Origin of the sequence: Rhizobium redzepovicii (assembly GCF_019793435.1) — a bacterium.
Taxonomy (GTDB): domain Bacteria; phylum Pseudomonadota; class Alphaproteobacteria; order Rhizobiales; family Rhizobiaceae; genus Rhizobium; species Rhizobium redzepovicii.
Genome location: NZ_JAILYH010000016.1, coordinates 51,901 through 70,583 on the forward strand (window position 1 = coordinate 51,901; position 18,683 = coordinate 70,583).

Below are 18,683 nucleotides of genomic sequence, written 5' to 3' on the forward strand. Positions count from 1 at the left end.
TCCTTACGCCTTCCTCTTGCCGGCCCTTGCCGCATACGAGGGAAAGGCGACAACATTATCGCCGTGTGCCGCCGCCGGGCCAAGCGGCCTCGTCGCCGCTTCTCCGGGCATGCGCGCTTCCCAGGTCGGGAACAGCGCCACATTCTGGTAGATCTCCTGGCGTTCGGCATGCTGCCGGAAAAGTTCGTGGAGCTCGGGCACGAGGCCCTCGCCCGTCTGCGCGGCAAGCTTGTGCAGGCCGATCATGGTGAAGCCGTCGGGACGCTGATCGCTCATCGGGAATTGTCTCGCTCGTTCATCGTCTGCAGCGCACGCTCAAGGCTGGACTTGCTGCCGTTGCGCAGCGGGATAAAGGCCTTGCCGAACTTTTTGCAGCCGGTCTTCACGCGCAGGCAGGCATCGTGGCTGATACAGTCGATCGGGCAGAAGACGCAGTCGACCGAAGGCAGCACGGTATCGATTCGGGACACCGCTTCGCGCAGGCCGCCGTCATGATGAAGGAGTTCGGCGCCAAAATTGCTGGCGATCTGGCGAAGATGCGCCACCTGGCAATCACGCCCGCCGACATAGAGGAAACTGCGGCCATCCAGTTTGGAACGCCCGGCGGACGCCTGAGCAACGCCCTCGCCCGCGACGTCGCGGACCTCCCGGTTCGATCCCTTCTTGCCCTTGCGAGCCATATACCCCCCAGTTCACTCGTTGATCGTCACACGATTCCTGCGTGTGCGGGTGGACCTTATTAAACTTGATTTTTGGAGTAAAGTATAAAGTTGATTATTTTTATCATATTTATCGCGAGGTGACCTGAACCTCCTGGATAAAGCTCCAACTGGCCTTACCCCACTCAGGCGGCAACGGCGGAAACGGCGCGGCGCGGCGCACACCATCGAGAGCAGCCTTGTCCAAATCTGGAATACCCGAGCTGCCGGCGACGGAGACTGACGACAACCTGCCGGTTCCATCGATCGTCAATCTGAGACGCACCGAAATCGCCTCGCCCATCCTCTTGTATTCGTCAGGCACTCGAACTGCGCGGCGAATACGCTTCTGCACTTTGCCAGGATAATTGGCTACAGCGGCGCTTCCAACGCCATCACCTCTGCCTGATGTCGTTGACATGCCATTAAATTCAGGCGCGTCCTGACCAGTCGTTACGCCTCTATCCGAATCCCGCCGGTCCGTGCCGTTTTTTCCACCTGTAGGCTCCACCTTTTTCCGAGACGGCTTTTTTTCATCCGGCTTCGGCTTTTCGACCTTCTTGGGTTTCGGCTCCGGCTTTTCTTCGGGTTCGGGAGAAACTTCGGCAGTCTTGACGGGCTTCACTTCCTCTGGTCGAACTTCAGTTGGCGGCACCGCAACCGCCGTCTGTTCTGGTGCCGCAGTCGGCAAGATATCGGGCACCGGCTGTTCCGGCACCACCGTTGCCATGGGCTGAGCGACGAAAGTGTCGGCGGGATTCTGAGAAACAAGAATCTCCGGCTCCGCAGCCACAGCTGACTCAGGCGAAACACGCGTTACTTCTTGAGCAGGCTGAATCGCTTCTGCAGACTCGATCTTAACTGGTTGTGCCTGCTCGGGCTGCATCTCTGTCGGCTGAAGTTCGTCAGTCTCAGTCGTCGATTGAACCGTCTCCGGCTTGACTTCCTCCGCGGCAATTTCATCTGGCTTCAATTCCAGCTCTGGATCACCTGCCGAAGTCTGATCGACATCGGAGTCGCCATACACGATGACGCTGACGGCCTCCCCGGCGTCTTCAATCACTTCGGTCGGTGGCTGCGGCATGACCAAGGCAAGAGCGACCACCAAACTTACATGGAAGATCAGGGAGCAGATGCAGGTCAGCGTCAGCCGCCGTCGCACCGGCTTCTTCTCGTCATCCTGCTTTTCCACCGCCGCATCCATCGGCGGCGCGGAGAGCGGAGCGACCGGTGCGGTTTCCGGATGGTCGGGAAAGGAGGATATCTGCGCAAAACGCGTGTAGTGGATCACCGTTTCGCCGGCTGGCTGCAGCTGCGCATTGCGCAGTTCGGAAAGCTCATGGCCAGGATGCATGCCGGGCATATTGTCGTTCAGGCTACTATCGGCGTCCGCCTCCCCGATGAGCACCTGTCTCGATCTGGACTTCGCTGAAATCGCCATTGTGTACGCCTTAGACAGCCTGAAACATGTCCGCCGGAGATCATCCCCGGCGTTATCTTAGCCCTCGAAGGGAACCGAAATCTGCGAGCGGGTGACGAGACCCTTCATGCATTCGCCCGCAGCCGGCCCGTCGCAGACTGGCGTGTCGTTGATCAGGATGCGGGTCACGCTCTCGCATTTGACATTCGGCATATCGAACTGGCGCACGCGCTTCTTGCCCTGCGGCAGATCGCGGAAATCGAGCACGGTGATGCGGTCGACGGCATTCTTGTCGTTGAAGAAGGCTAGCTCGAAGGAGACCTTGTTGATGGCGGCGGGCAACTGATTCAGCGCCACGAAGGTCATCATGCAGCCCTTTTGCGAGGGCGCGAGCGCATTGAGTTCGACATCGAGGGAAGATGCCGGTGCCGCCTCCTGCGCCTGACATACGCTTGAAATCGCCATCGCCATGCCGGCTGCAACAGCCGCAAACCTACCTGTCATAAAACCTTCTCCGTCATCGGCCCGAGCCGCCCGCAGGCAGCTCCTATCAGCAATTTCGAAAACTTGACCGTAATAGTATCCTATTGCGTCTTTAAAAAACTATGAGTAAGAAAGTCAAGATAAATGTCATCGCAACCGGGCCTCAGATCCCCGGCCTCACGGAATTGCCAACCGAAATGATGGTTGAAAAGCCAGATAACTTTAAGCACGTGCCGCTGCCGAGCGAGCCCGCGGCGCAGCACCGGATCCTCGAAAGCGCAGATCTTTTCCGCGGCACGAACGAGATCATGATCAGACACGAGGGCGTGACCTATCGCCTGAAGATCACCCGTCAGGGCAAGCTCATTCTCAATAAGTAAGGCCAATAGTAGGTAAGACATGACCGAACAGACAAGACCGGCGCCAGCCGAAATCCGGGCGTTTCGCGCCAAAAATCCGAAGATGCGCGAGCGCGATATCGCCGCCCAGCTGAAGATTTCCGAGGCGGCCCTCGTCGCCGCCGAAACCGGCATCAGCGTCACCCGCATCGATGGCAGTGCGCTGAAATTTCTCGAACGCGTCGCGAGCCTCGGCGAAGTGATGGCGCTGTCGCGCAACGAAAGTGCCGTGCACGAAAAGATCGGCGTCTTCGAAAACATCAAAAGCGGCATACAGGCCGCAATCGTTCTCGGCGAGAATATCGACCTGCGCATCTTCCCGAGCCGCTGGGAACATGGCTTCGCCGTATCGAAGAAGGATGGCGATCAGCTGCGCCTTAGCCTGCAATATTTCGACAAGGCGGGCAACGCCGTGCACAAGGTGCACCTGCGCCCCAATTCGAATGTCGAGGCCTATCACGCGCTGGTCGCCGCGTTGAAGCTGGAAGACCAGTCGCAGGACTTCGTCGAGGCCGAGACCTCAGAGACCGTCGATGAAACCGCCGACGTCAGCCGCGACGAGCTGCGCGACAACTGGAGCAGGCTCACTGACACGCACGAGTTCTTCGGCATGTTGAAGCGCCTGAAGATCGGCCGCCAGGCGGCCGTGCGCAGCGTCGGCGACGACTATGCCTGGAAGCTCGATAACAGCGCGACCGCGGAGATGATGCATGCCTCGGTGAAATCCGGCCTGCCGATCATGTGCTTCGTCGCCAATGACGGCATCGTCCAGATCCATTCCGGCCCGATCTTCAACGTTCAGGCCATGGGCCCATGGATCAATATCATGGACCCGACCTTCCATCTGCATCTGCGCCAGGATCACATCGCCGAGACTTGGGCGGTGCGCAAGCCGACCAAGGACGGCCACGTCACCTCGCTTGAGGCTTACAATATGCAAGGCGAGATGATCATCCAGTTCTTCGGCAAACGGAAGGAAGGATCCGACGAACGCGCCGAGTGGCGCGAGATCATGGAAAACCTGCCGCGGGCAGCAAGTGTCGCCGCATAAAGGATTGCAACGATGACGATGCGTAACAATCTGCGCCGGATCCGCCCTTGGCAATTGGCCCTGACGGCGGCCGTCATGGCACTGCCGCTGATCCCGTCGGCACCGGCGCTCAAAGGCCTCGCCTTCGTCCGCCCCGCCCACGCCGAGGAAAAGAAGCTCGACACCTCGCGCCTGGTTTCCGTCGGCGGCGATATCACCGAGATCGTCTATGCGCTCGGCGAGGAAAGCCGGTTGATCGCCCGCGACACGACGAGCACCTATCCGGAGGCGGCGCTGAAGCTGCCCAACGTCGGTTACATGCGGGCGCTCTCGCCTGAAGGCATCCTTGCCATGAACCCGACGGCGATCATCGCCGTCGAGGGGTCAGGCCCGAAGGAGGCGCTGGCCGTCCTGAAAAATGCCAGCGTGCCCTTCGAGACCGTGCCGAGCCCTTTTACCCGCGATGGCATCATCGCCAAGATCGATCGCGTCGGCGCGCTGCTTAACGTGCCCGAAAAGGCGAAGACGCTTGAGGAAAATGTAGCGGCTGATCTCGATGCGGCGATCACTGAGGCCGAAAAGCGCCCGGAGGCCGAACGCAAGCGCGTTCTCTTCATCCTCAGCGCCCAGAACGGCCGGATCATGGCATCGGGCACCGGCACGGCGGCCGATGGCATCGTCAAGCTCGCCGGCGCCATCAACGCCATCGGCGCATTCCCAGGTTACAAGCCGCTGACGGACGAAGCGATCATCGAAGCCAAGCCCGACATCATCCTGATGATGAACCGCGGCGATGGCGCCGGCACCACGAACGAGGACTTGCTGGCTCAGCCGGCGATCGCGTTGACGCCGGCTGGCGAGAAGAAGGCGATCATCCGCATGGACGGCATCTACCTGCTCGGCTTCGGCCCGCGCACCGCAGCCGCCGCGCGTGAGCTCAACGCGGCGATCTACGGGGGCTGATCATGGCGCTGCCGCAAGCCATGATGGAACAAAGGCGACCACTGCCGATGGCGGAGGTCAGCGCAAACCGGCAGGCGGGCGACAGAACGAGGCTCTCCTCTTTGGTCATCGTGTTGCTCGTTATCGGCTCGGTCTTCTCGATGCTGTTTTCGGTAACGACGGGCGCCTCGGATGCCTCGATCCTCGACGTTGTCGGCAACATGGCCGGTTCCGAGGCAGCACTGAGCACACGTGACCGGATCATCATCTTCGACATCCGTCTGCCAAGAGCGATCCTCGGCTTCCTGATCGGCGCCTCGCTGGCCGTTTCCGGCACGGTGATGCAGGGGCTGTTCCGCAATCCGCTAGCCGATCCCGGCCTCGTCGGCGTCTCTTCAGGCGCAAGCCTCGGTGCGGTCACCATGATCGTGCTCGGCGGCAGCCTTGCAGCGCCGCTTCAGGCACTTCTCGGCATCTATGCCCTGCCGGCGGCCGCCTTTGGCGGCGGTCTCTTCACGACGCTGCTGCTCTACAGGATCGCTACACGTCACGGCCAGACCTCGGTGGCGACGATGCTGCTGGCCGGCATCGCGCTCGGCGCGCTCACGCTCGCCCTCACCGGCCTGCTGATCTACCTGGCCAACGACCAGCAGCTGCGCGACCTGACATTCTGGAGCATGGGATCGCTGGCCGGCGCCACATGGACGAAGATCGCCGCCGCCGTGCCGATCATCCTGTTGTCTTTCACCGCCCTGCCCTTCATGGCTCGCGGCCTCAATGCCATCACGCTCGGCGAGGCCGCCGCCTTTCATATGGGCGTGCCGGTGCAGCGGCTGAAGAATGTCGCTGTCGTCGGCGTCGCCGCAGCGACCGGTGCGTCCGTCGCCGCCAGCGGCGGCATCGGTTTCGTCGGCATCGTCGTGCCGCATATCCTGCGTATGGCGATCGGCCCGGACCATCGTTTCCTGCTGCCGGCCGCAGCTCTGCTCGGTGGCTCTCTGCTGATTTTCGCCGATGTCCTGGCGCGCACCTTGGTCGCCCCGGCCGAGCTGCCGATCGGCATCATCACCGCGGCAGTCGGCGGGCCGTTCTTCCTGTGGATTCTGCTGAGGCAGCGTTCGCGCCTTGCCCTGTGAGCGCTGTCGTGAGTGACGAGATGATCGAAGTGTCCGGCCTCTCCGTGCGCCTTTCCGGCAAGACCATCATCAGCGACGTCACTTTTACGGCCAAGGCCGGCGAGCTGACGGCGATCGCCGGGCCGAACGGGTCCGGCAAGACGACGACGATGAAAGCCATATCGGGCGAGCTTACCTATGGTGGCTCGGTGCGCATCGGCGGCGACGAGGTGAAGGAGCTGAAACCCTGGCAGCTTGCCGCCATTCGCGGTGTGCTGCCGCAGGCAAGCACCATCTCCTTTCCCTTCACCGTGCGCGAGATCGTCCGCATGGGCCTCACATCGGGCATCAACCTCAATCCCGACAAGGCCGAGCAGACGGCAGCCGCCGCACTTGCATCAGTCGACTTGACCGGCTTCGAAGGCCGTTTTTATCAAGAACTATCCGGCGGCGAGCAGCAGCGCGTTCAGCTTGCCCGCGTGCTCTGCCAGATCGCCGAGCCTGTCGTCGACGGCAAACCTTGCTGGCTGCTGCTCGACGAGCCGGTCTCAAGTCTCGACATCAGCCACCAGCTAACGATCATGACGCTTGCCCGCAATTTCTGCGAACGCGGCGGCGGCGTCATCGCCGTCATGCATGATCTCAACCTGACAGCGCTCTTCGCCGACCGCATCGTGCTGATGAAATCCGGCCGCCTCGCCGTTGCCGGCGGCATCGGTGACGTTTTGAGGGACGAGAACATGCTCTCGGTATTTGGCTGCGCGCTACGAATCAACCAGGTGCCGGCCGACGGCACGCCCTTCATACTCGCCCACAGCGCCGTTTCCCAGCGCTGACCGCCCGCGCGGCGGAACTTTTGCCCGCCCGGGACGTTTTTCGGCAGTGATTTGGGTCAATGCCGCGCGATATCTTTCATGCAACGGACGGTGGTGACCCCAGTGCGAAATAGGCGGGCTTGCGCGCGCCCCAGCCAATGGAGACAGCCATGAGCTATTCTATCTTCCAGTCCGGCCGCAGCCGCCGCAACGGCACCTTTCACAATCTGGAATCCGGCATCGAGGAGCAGGTCGAGGCGCTGCGCGACGAACTCGCGGAACTGACGCGCCTGGTCGGCAAGAATTCACGTCACCAGAGCGAGAAAATCCGCAGCCAGGCTGGCGCCGGTTATGAGGAACTGCTCAGCCGCAGCGAGGATCTCTTACGCGAATTGCAGCACGGCTATGAGCGCGGCACGACCGAAATGCGCGACACCGTGCGCAAACATCCGCTGGCAACCCTCGGTGCGGCAGCCGCTTTCGGCCTCGCCATCGCCTTCCTAGCCCGCCGCTGAGGAAGCGCAATGCTGTCGATCCTCAGTCTCGTGACGGGCGCAAGCGTGCACCGAACCGTTGCACGCGCCAAGCGCAATAGCATCATCGTCGCGCTCGCCGCGCTTTTTCTCCTCACCGCCTATGCGCTGGCTGTGACCGCCGGCGCCATCTGGCTCGCCGGCATCTACGGCGCGTTAGGCGCGGTTCTCTTTCTCGCCGCCTGCGCACTGCTGATCGCCATCATTGCGCTAGTGGTGATGGCGGTTATCAATACCCGGGAAAAGCGTCGCGCCCGCGAGCGCCGCGCCGCACTGGAATCGATGGCAGCAGTCGGCCTCGGCCTAATCCGCGCCCAGCCGCTCCTGACCGCCGGCGTACTGGCGGCCATCGTCGCGGCCAATCTGGTGGGGACGAAGCGGGAGGATTGACGGCTGGGACAAGGCGTCCACCCTGACCCCTTTGCCAAAACCAGGGAGAAGACCACTCAATTGGTATGGGATGGATGCTTTAACGGTTCATCCCATCTCTCCAGCCTTCAGTTTCCTGCTGTCCGGAGCGGCGCGCGAAGTCCACTCATGCGTCGGCCGTTGAGCATCAAGCCGGAGGAGTCTGGGGCAGGCCAGAGCCGGATAGCTGCTCTACACTCCGATTGCCAGCCCCTCGGGAGAGTTTTATCTCGAGTGGGTATTGGCTATGCCACGTTGTATGCGGTTTAACAGTTCGTGGAGAACTGCTCATGAACGCCGGTACTCCTCCTCGTGCGCCAGTGAAAAAATAGGCAAGGACGGTCAGCCCATCCTCCCTCATTCCTGTGCTCGTAACAGGGATCCAGCCACGGAGCGTCCGCGCCGTGAATGAATTGATCACCGAAAAAAGTCTTTCGCGCCCAAGGACTTGGGCGCGCTGGATTCCTGTGACGAGCACAGGAATTAGTTGGAGAGGGAGTGCCCTGATGGCGTCGGCCAAGCAGATGCTCGTTCTGCTCGGCAACCGACAACGCCAGAAAAGCCGGAGCCTAACAGGGCAACCGGCTTGCTCAAAACGCAAACGCCTTCGACGTCAGCGGTGCAGAGGTAGCATCCGGGCCGAAATCGGCTTCGCCTGAAATCTGCAGCAATTCCTGCAGCCGCTGGCGGGCGCGGTTGACGCGGCTCTTGATGGTGCCGACGGCGCAGCCGCAGATTTCGGCCGCTTCCTCGTAGGAAAAACCCGAGGCACCGACGAGGATGATCGCCTCGCGCTGATCCGGCGGCAGCTGGTCGAGCGCCTTCTTGAAGTCCTGCAGATCGAGGGCGCCGTATTGCGAGGGGTGCATCGCCATGGATTCCGTGAACAGCCCGTCGCTGTCTTGGATCTCGCGGCCGCTCTTGCGCATCTGGCTATAGAGTTCGTTACGCAGGATCGTGAAGAGCCAAGCCTTCATATTGGTGCCCATCTCGAAATGATCCTGCTTGGCCCAGGCCTTCATGATGGTGTCCTGGACGAGATCATCGGCACGATCATGCCGCCCGATCAGCGAAATGGCGAAGGCGCGGAGACTTGGGAGGGCCGCCAGCAGTTCCCGCTTGAAGCTGGGTTGCGCTTTATCTTCCATGCGCATGATCCTATTCGGCCATCTTGGCAGAAGCCATCATTTCGGCATGGTCAAGCTTTTCGAGAAGGTCGAGGAAACGATCGGGAATCGCCTCCTCCTGCGCGGAGGCATAGAGCGACCGTAGCCTGACGCCGATCTGATTGTTCGGGTCCAGGATATCGCTTGCCCGCAGCTCCAGCTTGCGCTGATCGGCTGCATCTTTCTTGCGTGTCGTCATCAATTCGTCTTCTCGCCGGTTGTCTGTTGGGGCGCGCACGGGGCTGATCGCGATTTCAACCATCGACACCGAGCCTTCGCTTGTCGATGTCGCTGGCATATTTTGCTGGATGGGTCAAAACGCTACGCCCTTTCTTCGTCGGCTTGATAATGCGGCGCGACAAAAAAAGTTCCTGCCGTTCCGGAACTTTTTTATCAAGGCGGCGTTAATCGGTCATTGGAGCCAATGACCGGCCTGCATACGGGAGCCCTTAATGACACTTTCCACTCGAATTGCGCCGCACCTGCCTTATCTGCGCCGCTATTCCCGCGCCCTTACCGGCACTCAGACTTCGGGCGACGCTTATGTCGCCGCCGTCCTCGAAGCTATCATCGCCGATCTCACCATTTTCCCGGATACGGCGAATGACCGGGTGGCACTCTACAAACTGTTTACACAATTGTTTGGTTCCACCGCCGTCCAGATTCCAGAGCCGACTTCGCCCTATGCCTGGGAACAGCGCGCCACCCTGAACCTATCCAAGGTTTCGCCGGGCGCCAGACAGGCCTTCCTGCTTGCCTCCGTGGAGAATTTCCGCGTCGCCGAGATCGGCGAAATCCTGGAACTCGACGAACAGGACGTCATGCGTCTGCTCGACATGGCCTCGCAGGAGATTTCCCGTCAGGTCGCGACCGACATCATGATCATCGAGGACGAACCGCTGATCGCCATGGATATCGAGCAAATGGTCGAAAGCCTCGGCCATCGCGTCACCGGCATTGCCCGCACCCATGCCGAGGCAGTGGCGCTCTACAACAAGACCAAACCGAGCATGGTGCTGGCCGACATCCAACTGGCCGACGGCAGCTCCGGCATCGACGCCGTCAACGACATTCTCAAGACCTCGAGCGTGCCGGTGATCTTCATTACCGCCTTCCCGGAAAGGCTTCTGACCGGCGAGCGCCCGGAACCGACTTTCCTTGTTACCAAGCCGTTCAACCCAGACATGGTCAAGGCGTTGATCAGCCAAGCTCTTTTCTTCAACGAATCGACCAGAGTGGCCGCCTGAGACGCAATTTTCCGGCCTTCGGAACCAAATCGCCAAAGCAGACGTTCCGGTGCTACCGGGACGCTCCGCTGCTTTAACGGTTTTTGCAGCGCTTTGTTCTAAAGTTGACGGGCGGCGTCTCTATGGGCGCTTCCTTCAGCAACGTTCAAGATGTCACAAGGAAAGGCGGCCGAGTGAGTACGACTGAACCATTGTCCGGCATGCCTTTTACCTTCGAGGGCAAAGCCGCAATGATGGAGCGCGCGCTCGGCAGCGCCGGGATTTCAATCCTCTGCCAGGATGCCCGGCTGGCAATCTTCTATGCCGAAAATCTGCCGCCTCATTTCGCTGCACTTTTCACGCCCGGCGACGGTGATGCTGCCCTGTTCGGCGACGCGCACGGCCGGTATCTGACGGCGCTGAAATACAAGGTGCTGGAAACCGGTATGCCCAACAATGCCGAGGTCGAAATCGACGTCGACGGCGAAATGCGCACCTATGAGTTGAAGATCCAGCGCACCGGCAAACGCGGCACCCATGGACTTCTGTCGGTGATGGCGGAAGTCACCGAAAGCCGGCATCGTGAAAAAGTCCTGAAATCGCTGTTGCGCGAACTTTCGCACCGCTCCAAGAACCTTCTCGCCATCATCCAGGGCATCGCCACGCAGACGGCGCGCAACACGCTCTCCCTCGACAGCTTCCTGCTCAAATTCCGCGGACGGCTGCAATCGCTGTCCAACTCGCAGGATCTGATCACCGATTCAAGCTGGCGCGGTGCCTATCTCTTCGAACTAGCCGAAAAGCAATTCGCTCCCTACTGGCCGGAAACGGCCGGCTCCATGCCGATCTACGGCATCAATGCCCATCTGACACCGAATGCCGCCGTGCATCTCGGGCTCGCCCTCCACGAACTCATCGTTAACTCCGCCTCCTATGGCGCGATATCCGGTGGCGCCGCCTCGATCACCTTGAATTGCCGCGACGCCATGATCGGCGACAGGAAGGCGATTGAAGTCACCTGGGCCGAGGTGCTGCAGAACCAGGCGGAAGTCCACGAATTCAGCGACAACAGCTTCGGCCGCACCGTGCTCGAGCGTGTCGTGCCCTCGTCGGTCAACGGCAAGGCGGAGCTCAATCTCGTTCCCGGCCGCATCGAATATCGTCTGACTATTCCGGAAACCGAATTCGAAATCTTCAAGCGCGTGTGAAAGCCTGACGCCTAAAGCGCGTCGCGTCAAATTTGATCATGCGACGCGCTTTAGCTCTTTGTTTTTACGCATCTCGTTGCCGCAAAACCGCTGCACACTTTTGCGCGACATGCTCCAGGAAACGGGACTGCCGAACGGAAAAACAGCCGGTGCGAGGGCGGCGCACCGGCTGTCTTCACTCACCGGGAGGGGACCGTGAGTACGTCCGGATAGTGGGTTGGGGGCGCGCATGTTGGGTCGATGCGATCACCATCCGGATATCGCAATAACGACGACCTCCGACATTGGTTCCCTCCACCGACAAAAATATTCGACTTTTTTGAATCTTTTTTCGGATGTGCTTCTGCCGCCGCCCGCGCAATCATTTTACCGATAGGCACGTGCATAAATTAAGGCGATAAAACAGATACTTGCCTCGATGCGTCGAAGGCAAGTCCGTCAAAATTTTACCGTTTGATAAATTTTTAAACCTGAGTTACGCTTCCCTCACAGGCCGTTTACCAATAATGAGGGAACTTCAATGGAACGACTGGAAACTGGGATTCATGCCGGCCGGCTTTCGCCCGCCGAGTATGAGGCTAATTTTTCCGATCTTCATCCGCGCCTCGACAATCACGAGGCGCTGGTCGCCGCCGACCGCTGTTATTTCTGTTATGACGCGCCGTGCATGACGGCCTGTCCCACCTCGATCGACATTCCGCTGTTCATCCGCCAGATTTCGACCGGCAATCCGATCGGCTCGGCCAAGACGATCTTCGACCAGAACATCCTCGGCGGCATGTGCGCCCGCGTCTGTCCCACCGAAGAGCTGTGCGAACAGGCCTGTGTGCGCAACACGGCCGAAGAACGCCCTGTCGAGATCGGCCGCCTGCAGCGTTATGCGACCGATACCGCCATGCAGGCCGGCAGGCAGTTCTACGCCAGGGCCGAAGCATCAGGCAAGACGATCGCCGTCGTCGGCGCCGGACCGGCCGGCCTTGCCGCCGCCCATCGACTGGCCGTGAAAGGCCATTCCGTCGTCATCTATGATGCCAGGGAAAAATCCGGCGGCCTCAATGAATACGGCATCGCCACCTATAAGACGGTCGACGATTTCGCCCAGGCGGAAGTCGACTATGTGCTTTCGATCGGCGGCATCGAGGTTCGCCACGGCGCCCTTCTCGGCCGCGATTTTTCGCTTGCCGATCTGCAGGCGCAATATGACGCCGTCTTCCTCGGCATCGGCCTTGCCGGCGTTAATGCGCTGCGCATCGACGGCGAGAACCTCGCCGGCGTCGACGACGCCGTCGATTTCATCGCCGCACTGCGCCAAGCCGAAGACAAGAGCCAGATCGCCATCGGTCGCCGTGTCGTCGTCCTCGGCGGCGGCATGACGGCGATCGACGCTGCCGTCCAGGCCAAGCTGCTCGGCGCCGAGGAGGTGACGATCTGTTACCGCCGTGGCAAGGAGCACATGAACGCGTCGGAATATGAGCAGGATCTGGCAAGCTCCAAGGGTGTCATCATCCGCCACTGGCTGGCGCCGAAATCGATCCTTTCGCAGGACGGCAAGGTCGCCGCCATCGAGGTGGAATATACCAGGATCCTCGAAGGTCGCCTCATCGGCACCGGCGAAACCGGCGTGATCGCCGCCGACCAGATCTTCAAGGCGATCGGCCAGAGCTTTGATGCCTCCGGCCTCGGTTCGCTGCGCATGGAATCCGGCCGCATCGCCGTCGATGCCGAAGGCCACACCTCGCTCGACGGTGTCTGGGCCGGCGGCGACTGCGTCTTCGGCGGCGACGATCTCACGGTTTCCGCCGTCGCTCACGGCCGCGACGCGGCTGAATCCATCCATCGCACCCTCACCGCAGCAGCCGCTCCGGCTGTCGCGGTTGCCTGAAGGGGAGAATGAAAAATGGCTGATCTCCGCAATAATTTCGTCGGCATCAAGTCGCCTAACCCGTTCTGGCTGGCCTCCGCGCCGCCGACCGACAAGGCTTATAACGTCGAGCGCGCCTTCAAGGCCGGCTGGGGCGGTGTGGTCTGGAAGACGCTCGGCGAGGAAGGCCCGCCCGTCGTCAACGTCAACGGCCCGCGCTACGGCGCGATCTGGGGCGCCGACCGCCGCCTGCTGGGCCTCAACAATATCGAGCTCATCACCGACCGCGACCTCTACACCAATCTCAGGGAAATGAAACAGGTCAAGATGAACTGGCCTGATCGGGCGCTGATCGCCTCGATCATGGTGCCCTGCGAGGAACAGGCCTGGAAATCGATCCTGCCGCTCGTCGAAGAGACCGGCGCCGACGGCGTCGAACTCAATTTCGGCTGTCCGCACGGCATGTCGGAGCGCGGCATGGGCTCCGCCGTCGGCCAGGTGCCGGAATATATCGAGATGGTCGTGCGCTGGTGCAAGCAGTACACCCGCATGCCCATCATCACCAAGCTGACGCCGAATATCACCGATGTCCGCCGCCCCGCCCGCGCCGCCAAGGCCGGCGGCACCGATGCCGTCTCGCTGATCAACACGATCAATTCGATCGTCTCGGTCGATCTCGACAACTTCGCCCCAAACCCGACAGTAGGCGGCAAGGGCAGCCATGGCGGCTATTGCGGCCCGGCGGTCAAGCCGATCGCGCTGAACATGGTGGCCGAGATCGCCCGCGATCCCGAAACCTACGGCCTGCCGATCTCCGGCATCGGCGGCATCACCACCTGGCGGGACGCCGCCGAATTCCTCGTTCTCGGCGCCGGCAACGTCCAGGTCTGCACCGCGGCGATGACCTACGGTTTCAAGATCGTGCAGGAGATGATTTCCGGTCTTTCCGACTGGATGGACGAAAAAGGCCATCGCAGCCTCGACGATATCACCGGCCGCGCCGTACCTAACGTCACCGACTGGCAGTATCTGAACCTCAACTATATCGCCAAGGCGAAGATCGACCAGGACGCCTGCATCAAATGCGGCCGCTGCCACATCGCCTGCGAGGACACCTCCCACCAGGCGATCACCAACGTCGTCAACGGCCTGCGCCATTTCGAAGTGATCGAGGAGGAATGCGTCGGCTGCAATCTCTGCGTCAACGTCTGTCCGGTCGAGAACTGCATCACCATGGAGCCGCTTGCCGCCGGCACCCTCGACAAACGCACCGGCCGTACTGTCGACCCGAACTACGCCAACTGGACGACACACCCGAACAACCCGATGGCCCGCCAGGCGGCGGAGTGATCGGTCTGACACGCCGCGGAGAAAACCACTCCGCGGCGTTGCCCGGAGCCGGTAATAGAGTTAGGGGGTTCATGCTGCACGATCGCAGCGTGTAACCGCAGAGGAGGCAGCCATGGCTCGCAAACACCTCACCGACTTCAGCTTTTGAGGTCACGTCGAAACGACGTAAATCCTTCCCGTCCGAAGCCCGGGTCAAGACCGGCTCGCAGATCATTCATGGCGACGTTGAACTGATCGAAAAACTCGGCCGCAACGATCCCTGCCCCTGCGGTTCCAGGAGGCGGCTTCAAGAACTGCTGCCTACGATCCGGCCGCTTTGACGGCATCGAAAGGGATCACTATTTTTAGAGACCGCGATTGAACGTGGACGGCGCCCTCCATCGAAGGGCGCCGTCTATTGCCGCGTTCAGGTCGCGAAGTGAGACAGAAATGCAAGCGTGAGGTGGGTCAAAGACCGAACGACCGCCTGTAAGCGCTCGGGCTCGTCCCGAGCCGCTTGCGAAAATGATGCCGCATCGTCGCCAGCGTGCCGAAGCCGCTTGATATCGCGATGTCGTCGAGCGACACCGCAAGCTCTTTCTCGAGAAGGTCACGGGCATGGCGCAGCCGCTCCTTCAGCAGCCATTCGCCGACACTGAGACCCGTCGTCGCCTCGAACCGGCGCTGGAAGGTGCGCATGCTCATGCCCGCTCTTTTCGCAAGCAGGCTGATCGGCTGCTCCTTAGAAAGATTTCCACGCATCCATTCGATCAGCGGTCCCAAGCGAATGCCCTCACGCTCTTCAGGAACCGGCGCGCTGATGAACTGCGCCTGTCCGCCTTCGCGGTGCGGCGGCACGACAAGGCGGCGGGCGACGCTGTTTGCCGCCTCCGCGCCGAAATCGCCACGCACCACATGCAGGCAGAGATCAATGCCGGCAGCACTGCCCGCGGCCGTCAGCAGGCTGCCTTCATCGATGTAGAGAACGCCGGCATCGAGCGCAATATCGGGATAACGCGCGGCGATCGGAGCGACGTAGCGCCAATGCGTCGTCGCTTTGCGGTTGGCAAGCAGTCCGCATCCGGCCAGAACCGCAATGCCGGAGCAGAGCGACATGATGCGCGCGCCGCGCTGATGCGCTGCCCTCAGCGCTGCGGCGAGCGGCTCGGGCACCGGCGCATCTATCGCCCGCCAGCCTGGCACGACGATCAGATCCGCCTCATCAAGCACCTCCAGGCCATTGTTGACCCCGACCGTCAGCCCTCCTGCAGCGCGAAGCGGCCCGGGCTCGATGCCGCAGACAAGAAAACGATACCAGCCTTCGCCCATCTCCGGGCGCGGCAGGCCGAAGACCTCGTAGGCGATGCCGAATTCGAAGGTGCAGAGCCCGTCATAGGCAAGGGCTGCGACCAACGGTCCTGTCGTCTGCTGTGGTGAAAAGTTTGGCATGATCTTTACGCTGTCGGTCATGATGGCCAATTTCGCAAAGCTCTAGCATCGGCGATACCAGGCGGCAACTCCAACATGGAAAGGAAAGACCGATGCCAAGCCCCGTCGCCGAAATCCCTGCCGCCGAGCCTGATCTCGCAGCATCCCACTATGCCGCCAAGCTCGCCTTCGAAACCGATTGCTCGGATGTCCACGCCGCCTTTGCCGGCGCCAAAGTCGATTTCATTCTCCTCGACGTGCGCTCGCCGGCACTGTTTGCGCAGTCCCACCTGCCGGGAGCGGTCAACCTGCCGCACGGCAAGATGACCGCGCACCGCATGTCGGAATGGGCAAAGGACACCCTCTTCGTCGTCTATTGCGCCGGTCCCCATTGCAACGGCGCCGACAAGGCCGCTTTCCGCCTCGCCAGGTTGGGCCTCAAGGCCAAGCTGATGATCGGCGGCATGACCGGCTGGGCCGACGAGGGTTTCGCCTTCGAAAGCCAAGCCGTTGCCGCCGAATAGAAAACCGCTCCCCTCTGAGGGAAGGGAGCGCATTCTCAGAACTCGATGACGACCTTGCCGAACGGGCCGCGATAGAGATGATCGAGCGCCTGCGGCAATTCCTCGAAAGAATAGCGCCTGTCGATCGCGGGCTTCAGCCCGGTCTGATCGACAGCCCGCACCATATCCTCCAGCGCCCGGCGATGGCCGACGGTAATTCCCTGCACGACAGGCGCTTTGAGAAGCAATGGCGCCACGGGAGCCGACACTTCGAAACCTTCGAACACGCCGATCACCGAAATGCGGCCGTTGACCGCCACAGCCTTCAGCGCCTGGCCGAGATGCGGCCCGCCTACGATTTCGAGCACATGGTCGGCGCCATAATCGCCGGTCAGTTGATAGAGCTGCTCCACCCAGTTGCCCTCGTGCCGGTTGATCAGATGATCGGCGCCGAGGGCCGATGCACGTTCGAGCTTTTCGCCGCTGCCTGATGTGATGAAGACTTCGGCGCCATGCGCCTTGGCAATCTGCAGACCGAAGAGCGCTACACCGCCGGTCCCTTGGACCACCACCTTGTCGCCAGCCTTGAGCTTGCCGCATTCGACGAGCGCAAACCAAGCCGTCAGTCCAGCGCACGGCAATGTGCTTGCTTCGGCCGCATCGAGCGTTTTCGGTGCAAGCGAAAACCATTCCTCGGAAAGCACCGTGTGCTCGGAAAGTACACCAGGATAAAAGCCCCCGCGCGTCTGGTAAGGCGGGTTGCGGGCAGTACCAGGCCCGCGTCCGTCGATCCAATCCGGGGAAAAGGTGGAGATCACCCGATCGCCGGGTTTGAAGCGGGTGACCTCAGGCCCGACGGCATCGACCACGCCTGCCATGTCCGAGGCCGGCACGAAGGGGAATTGCAATGGCAGACCCATGCCGCTCTCAAGCACCAGCCTGTCGCGGAAATTGAGGGAGACGGCCTGCGTGCGCACCCGGATCATCGCGCCTGACACCTCGGGAATTCTACCCTCGCCGATCTTCAGATTGGCCAGCGGGCCGATGGCATCGGTCTGCCATTGTCTTGTCTTCTGCATTTTTATGCTCCTTCTCGATGGGCGGAGCAGCAGATATATCGTTGAATATTCCTCTCTAGTTGCGATATTAAATCGTCAGAATGGTGCCGTTTGGGAAACAAAGATGGAGCAGTTGAAGGGAATTTCGATTTTTGTCGAGACTGTCGAGGCTGGCGGTTTCTCTGCCGCCGCCGACCGGCTCCATCTCACCCGCTCGGCGGTCAGCAAGACGATTGCAAGGCTGGAAGAACGGCTCGGCGTCCGGCTCTTCAACCGCACGACCCGTGCCCAGAACCTGACTGACGAAGGCCGATTCTTCTACGAGCGCTGTCTGAGAGCGGTCGAGGAAATCCGCATCGGCGAGGCCCAGCTTGAATCGGGCAAGCGCGAAGTCCGCGGCCGTCTGCGCGTATCGATGCCGATGCTGTTTGGCCGCCATTGCGCCGCCCCGATCCTGGCCCGCCTGCTCGAAGACCATCCGGATCTCGAACTTGACCTCTCCTTCAGCGATCGCGTCGTCGATCTTCTGGAAGACGGTTTCGACCTCGCCGTTCGCAACGGCCCGCTGAAAGACAATCCCGACCTGATGGCGCGGGCGATCGCCCGACAGCCCATGACCGTCTGCGCTTCGCCCGCTTATCTGGAAAAATACGGGGTGCCGCAAACATTGGACGATATCGCCCATCACCAGGGCATCGTCTATCGCCGGGGTGATAACGACAAAGCTTGGACCTTTCCAGCTGTCGCGGGGCCTGCACGCGAAATTCTGCCGAAATCGCGACTGCGGCTCGACGATCTCGCCTCGATAGCCGACGCCGCTGTCGCAGGCCGAGGGCTTGCCTGGCTGACTTGCTGGCTGGTGCGCGACAGGGTCTTGTCGGGCGAACTTGTGCGGGTTCTGACCGATAGGCCGCCAAGCATCTTCGACGCCTATGCCGTCTGGCCGAGATCGCCCGTCATGCTGCCGAAGGTGCGCCTAGCCATCGATATGCTGGCGGCCGATCTACCGCGCCTGATGGGCTGACGTCCGGCTGCGCCTTTTCAACATTCGAAGGAGGCGAA

The 18,683-nt window shown here is 61.2% G+C and carries 23 protein-coding genes; 15 read left to right on the forward strand and 8 right to left on the reverse strand.

All coding sequences use genetic code 11. The features are described from left to right. Window positions 1–3: 3 nt before the first annotated feature. The 4 genes from K6N12_RS24055 to K6N12_RS24070 form a co-directional block, all read right to left on the reverse strand. The gene (locus tag K6N12_RS24055) at window positions 4–276 is read right to left on the reverse strand and encodes a hypothetical protein (protein WP_097629081.1); all 273 of its coding nucleotides are present in this window, start codon (window positions 274–276) and stop codon (window positions 4–6) included. Next, window positions 273–680: a DUF2325 domain-containing protein gene (locus K6N12_RS24060; RefSeq protein ID WP_003590644.1), complete on the reverse strand. Its 408-nt coding sequence runs from the start codon at window positions 678–680 to the stop codon at window positions 273–275. Before K6N12_RS24060 ends, K6N12_RS24055 begins: the two co-directional genes overlap by 4 nt. A 109-nt stretch (window positions 681–789) precedes the next feature. Beyond that, the gene (gene tolA, locus K6N12_RS24065) at window positions 790–2,139 is read right to left on the reverse strand and encodes a cell envelope integrity protein TolA (RefSeq protein WP_222148984.1); all 1,350 of its coding nucleotides are present in this window, start codon (window positions 2,137–2,139) and stop codon (window positions 790–792) included. A 57-nt stretch (window positions 2,140–2,196) separates the two neighbouring features. Next, a complete protein-coding gene (locus tag K6N12_RS24070; RefSeq protein ID WP_097629083.1) occupies window positions 2,197–2,622 on the reverse strand; it encodes a hypothetical protein in 426 nt (141 codons plus the stop codon). Window positions 2,623–2,798: 176 nt separating this feature from the next. Between K6N12_RS24070 and hemP the strand changes: the two genes are divergently transcribed. The 7 genes from hemP (at window position 2,799) to K6N12_RS24105 (ending at window position 7,824) form a co-directional block, all read left to right on the forward strand. Continuing rightward, the gene (gene hemP / locus K6N12_RS24075; protein ID WP_097629192.1) at window positions 2,799–2,981 is read left to right on the forward strand and encodes a hemin uptake protein HemP; all 183 of its coding nucleotides are present in this window, start codon (window positions 2,799–2,801) and stop codon (window positions 2,979–2,981) included. A 19-nt stretch (window positions 2,982–3,000) separates the two neighbouring features. Continuing rightward, a complete protein-coding gene (locus tag K6N12_RS24080; RefSeq protein WP_097629084.1) occupies window positions 3,001–4,050 on the forward strand; it encodes a hemin-degrading factor in 1,050 nt (349 codons plus the stop codon). Window positions 4,051–4,062: 12 nt separating this feature from the next. Then, a complete protein-coding gene (locus tag K6N12_RS24085) occupies window positions 4,063–4,992 on the forward strand; it encodes a heme/hemin ABC transporter substrate-binding protein (protein WP_097629085.1) in 930 nt (309 codons plus the stop codon). 2 nt (window positions 4,993–4,994) lie between these two features. Beyond that, complete coding sequence (locus K6N12_RS24090) at window positions 4,995–6,107, forward strand: FecCD family ABC transporter permease (protein WP_097629086.1); 1,113 nt, start codon at window positions 4,995–4,997, stop codon at window positions 6,105–6,107. Between the two features lie 20 nt (window positions 6,108–6,127). Further along, window positions 6,128–6,922, forward strand: coding sequence for a heme ABC transporter ATP-binding protein (locus tag K6N12_RS24095; RefSeq protein ID WP_097629087.1), 795 nt, complete (start codon window positions 6,128–6,130; stop codon window positions 6,920–6,922). Between the two features lie 149 nt (window positions 6,923–7,071). Beyond that, window positions 7,072–7,416, forward strand: coding sequence for a DUF883 family protein (locus tag K6N12_RS24100; protein ID WP_003590628.1), 345 nt, complete (start codon window positions 7,072–7,074; stop codon window positions 7,414–7,416). Window positions 7,417–7,425: 9 nt separating this feature from the next. Next, window positions 7,426–7,824 (forward strand): hypothetical protein, encoded by a 399-nt coding sequence (locus K6N12_RS24105; RefSeq protein WP_097629088.1) that lies wholly within the window; start codon window positions 7,426–7,428, stop codon window positions 7,822–7,824. Between the two features lie 608 nt (window positions 7,825–8,432). On the opposite strand, the gene K6N12_RS24110 is transcribed toward K6N12_RS24105, so the two are convergent. Together K6N12_RS24110 and K6N12_RS24115 are read right to left on the reverse strand one after the other, a co-directional pair. Continuing rightward, window positions 8,433–8,990, reverse strand: coding sequence for an RNA polymerase sigma factor (locus K6N12_RS24110; RefSeq protein WP_003565924.1), 558 nt, complete (start codon window positions 8,988–8,990; stop codon window positions 8,433–8,435). Between the two features lie 10 nt (window positions 8,991–9,000). After that, a complete protein-coding gene (locus tag K6N12_RS24115; RefSeq protein WP_097629193.1) occupies window positions 9,001–9,207 on the reverse strand; it encodes a NepR family anti-sigma factor in 207 nt (68 codons plus the stop codon). Between K6N12_RS24115 and K6N12_RS24120 the strand changes: the two genes are divergently transcribed. The 6 genes from K6N12_RS24120 (at window position 9,194) to K6N12_RS34195 (ending at window position 14,973) form a co-directional block, all read left to right on the forward strand. Next, on the forward strand, window positions 9,194–9,436 hold the full coding sequence (locus K6N12_RS24120; protein ID WP_131711332.1) for a hypothetical protein: 243 nt from the start codon (window positions 9,194–9,196) through the stop codon (window positions 9,434–9,436). The genes K6N12_RS24115 and K6N12_RS24120 overlap by 14 nt on opposite strands. 24 nt (window positions 9,437–9,460) lie before the next feature. Then, window positions 9,461–10,255 carry a response regulator gene (locus K6N12_RS24125; protein ID WP_003581798.1) on the forward strand — a complete coding sequence of 265 codons (795 nt, stop codon included), beginning with the start codon at window positions 9,461–9,463 and terminating at the stop codon, window positions 10,253–10,255. 191 nt (window positions 10,256–10,446) lie between these two features. After that, window positions 10,447–11,442 (forward strand): sensor histidine kinase, encoded by a 996-nt coding sequence (locus K6N12_RS24130; protein WP_179867179.1) that lies wholly within the window; start codon window positions 10,447–10,449, stop codon window positions 11,440–11,442. A gap of 520 nt (window positions 11,443–11,962) precedes the next feature. After that, complete coding sequence (locus tag K6N12_RS24135; protein ID WP_097629089.1) at window positions 11,963–13,324, forward strand: NAD(P)-dependent oxidoreductase; 1,362 nt, start codon at window positions 11,963–11,965, stop codon at window positions 13,322–13,324. A gap of 15 nt (window positions 13,325–13,339) precedes the next feature. Next, the gene (gene preA / locus K6N12_RS24140) at window positions 13,340–14,653 is read left to right on the forward strand and encodes an NAD-dependent dihydropyrimidine dehydrogenase subunit PreA (RefSeq protein ID WP_097629090.1); all 1,314 of its coding nucleotides are present in this window, start codon (window positions 13,340–13,342) and stop codon (window positions 14,651–14,653) included. 233 nt (window positions 14,654–14,886) lie between these two features. Then, window positions 14,887–14,973 carry an SEC-C metal-binding domain-containing protein gene (locus K6N12_RS34195; protein WP_245426883.1) on the forward strand — a complete coding sequence of 29 codons (87 nt, stop codon included), beginning with the start codon at window positions 14,887–14,889 and terminating at the stop codon, window positions 14,971–14,973. 127 nt (window positions 14,974–15,100) lie between these two features. Here K6N12_RS34195 and ftrA read toward each other — a convergent pair whose 3' ends face one another. After that, window positions 15,101–16,102, reverse strand: a complete 1,002-nt coding sequence (ftrA, locus tag K6N12_RS24150; RefSeq protein WP_097629091.1) for a transcriptional regulator FtrA — start codon at window positions 16,100–16,102, stop codon at window positions 15,101–15,103. Window positions 16,103–16,173: 71 nt separating this feature from the next. Between ftrA and K6N12_RS24155 the strand changes: the two genes are divergently transcribed. Continuing rightward, window positions 16,174–16,584, forward strand: a complete 411-nt coding sequence (locus K6N12_RS24155) for a rhodanese-like domain-containing protein (RefSeq protein WP_097629092.1) — start codon at window positions 16,174–16,176, stop codon at window positions 16,582–16,584. Between the two features lie 35 nt (window positions 16,585–16,619). Here K6N12_RS24155 and K6N12_RS24160 read toward each other — a convergent pair whose 3' ends face one another. Beyond that, window positions 16,620–17,642, reverse strand: coding sequence for a zinc-dependent alcohol dehydrogenase family protein (locus tag K6N12_RS24160; protein ID WP_097629093.1), 1,023 nt, complete (start codon window positions 17,640–17,642; stop codon window positions 16,620–16,622). A 103-nt stretch (window positions 17,643–17,745) separates the two neighbouring features. Between K6N12_RS24160 and K6N12_RS24165 the strand changes: the two genes are divergently transcribed. Beyond that, on the forward strand, window positions 17,746–18,645 hold the full coding sequence (locus tag K6N12_RS24165; protein WP_097629094.1) for a LysR family transcriptional regulator: 900 nt from the start codon (window positions 17,746–17,748) through the stop codon (window positions 18,643–18,645). Window positions 18,646–18,683: the final 38 nt, after the last annotated feature.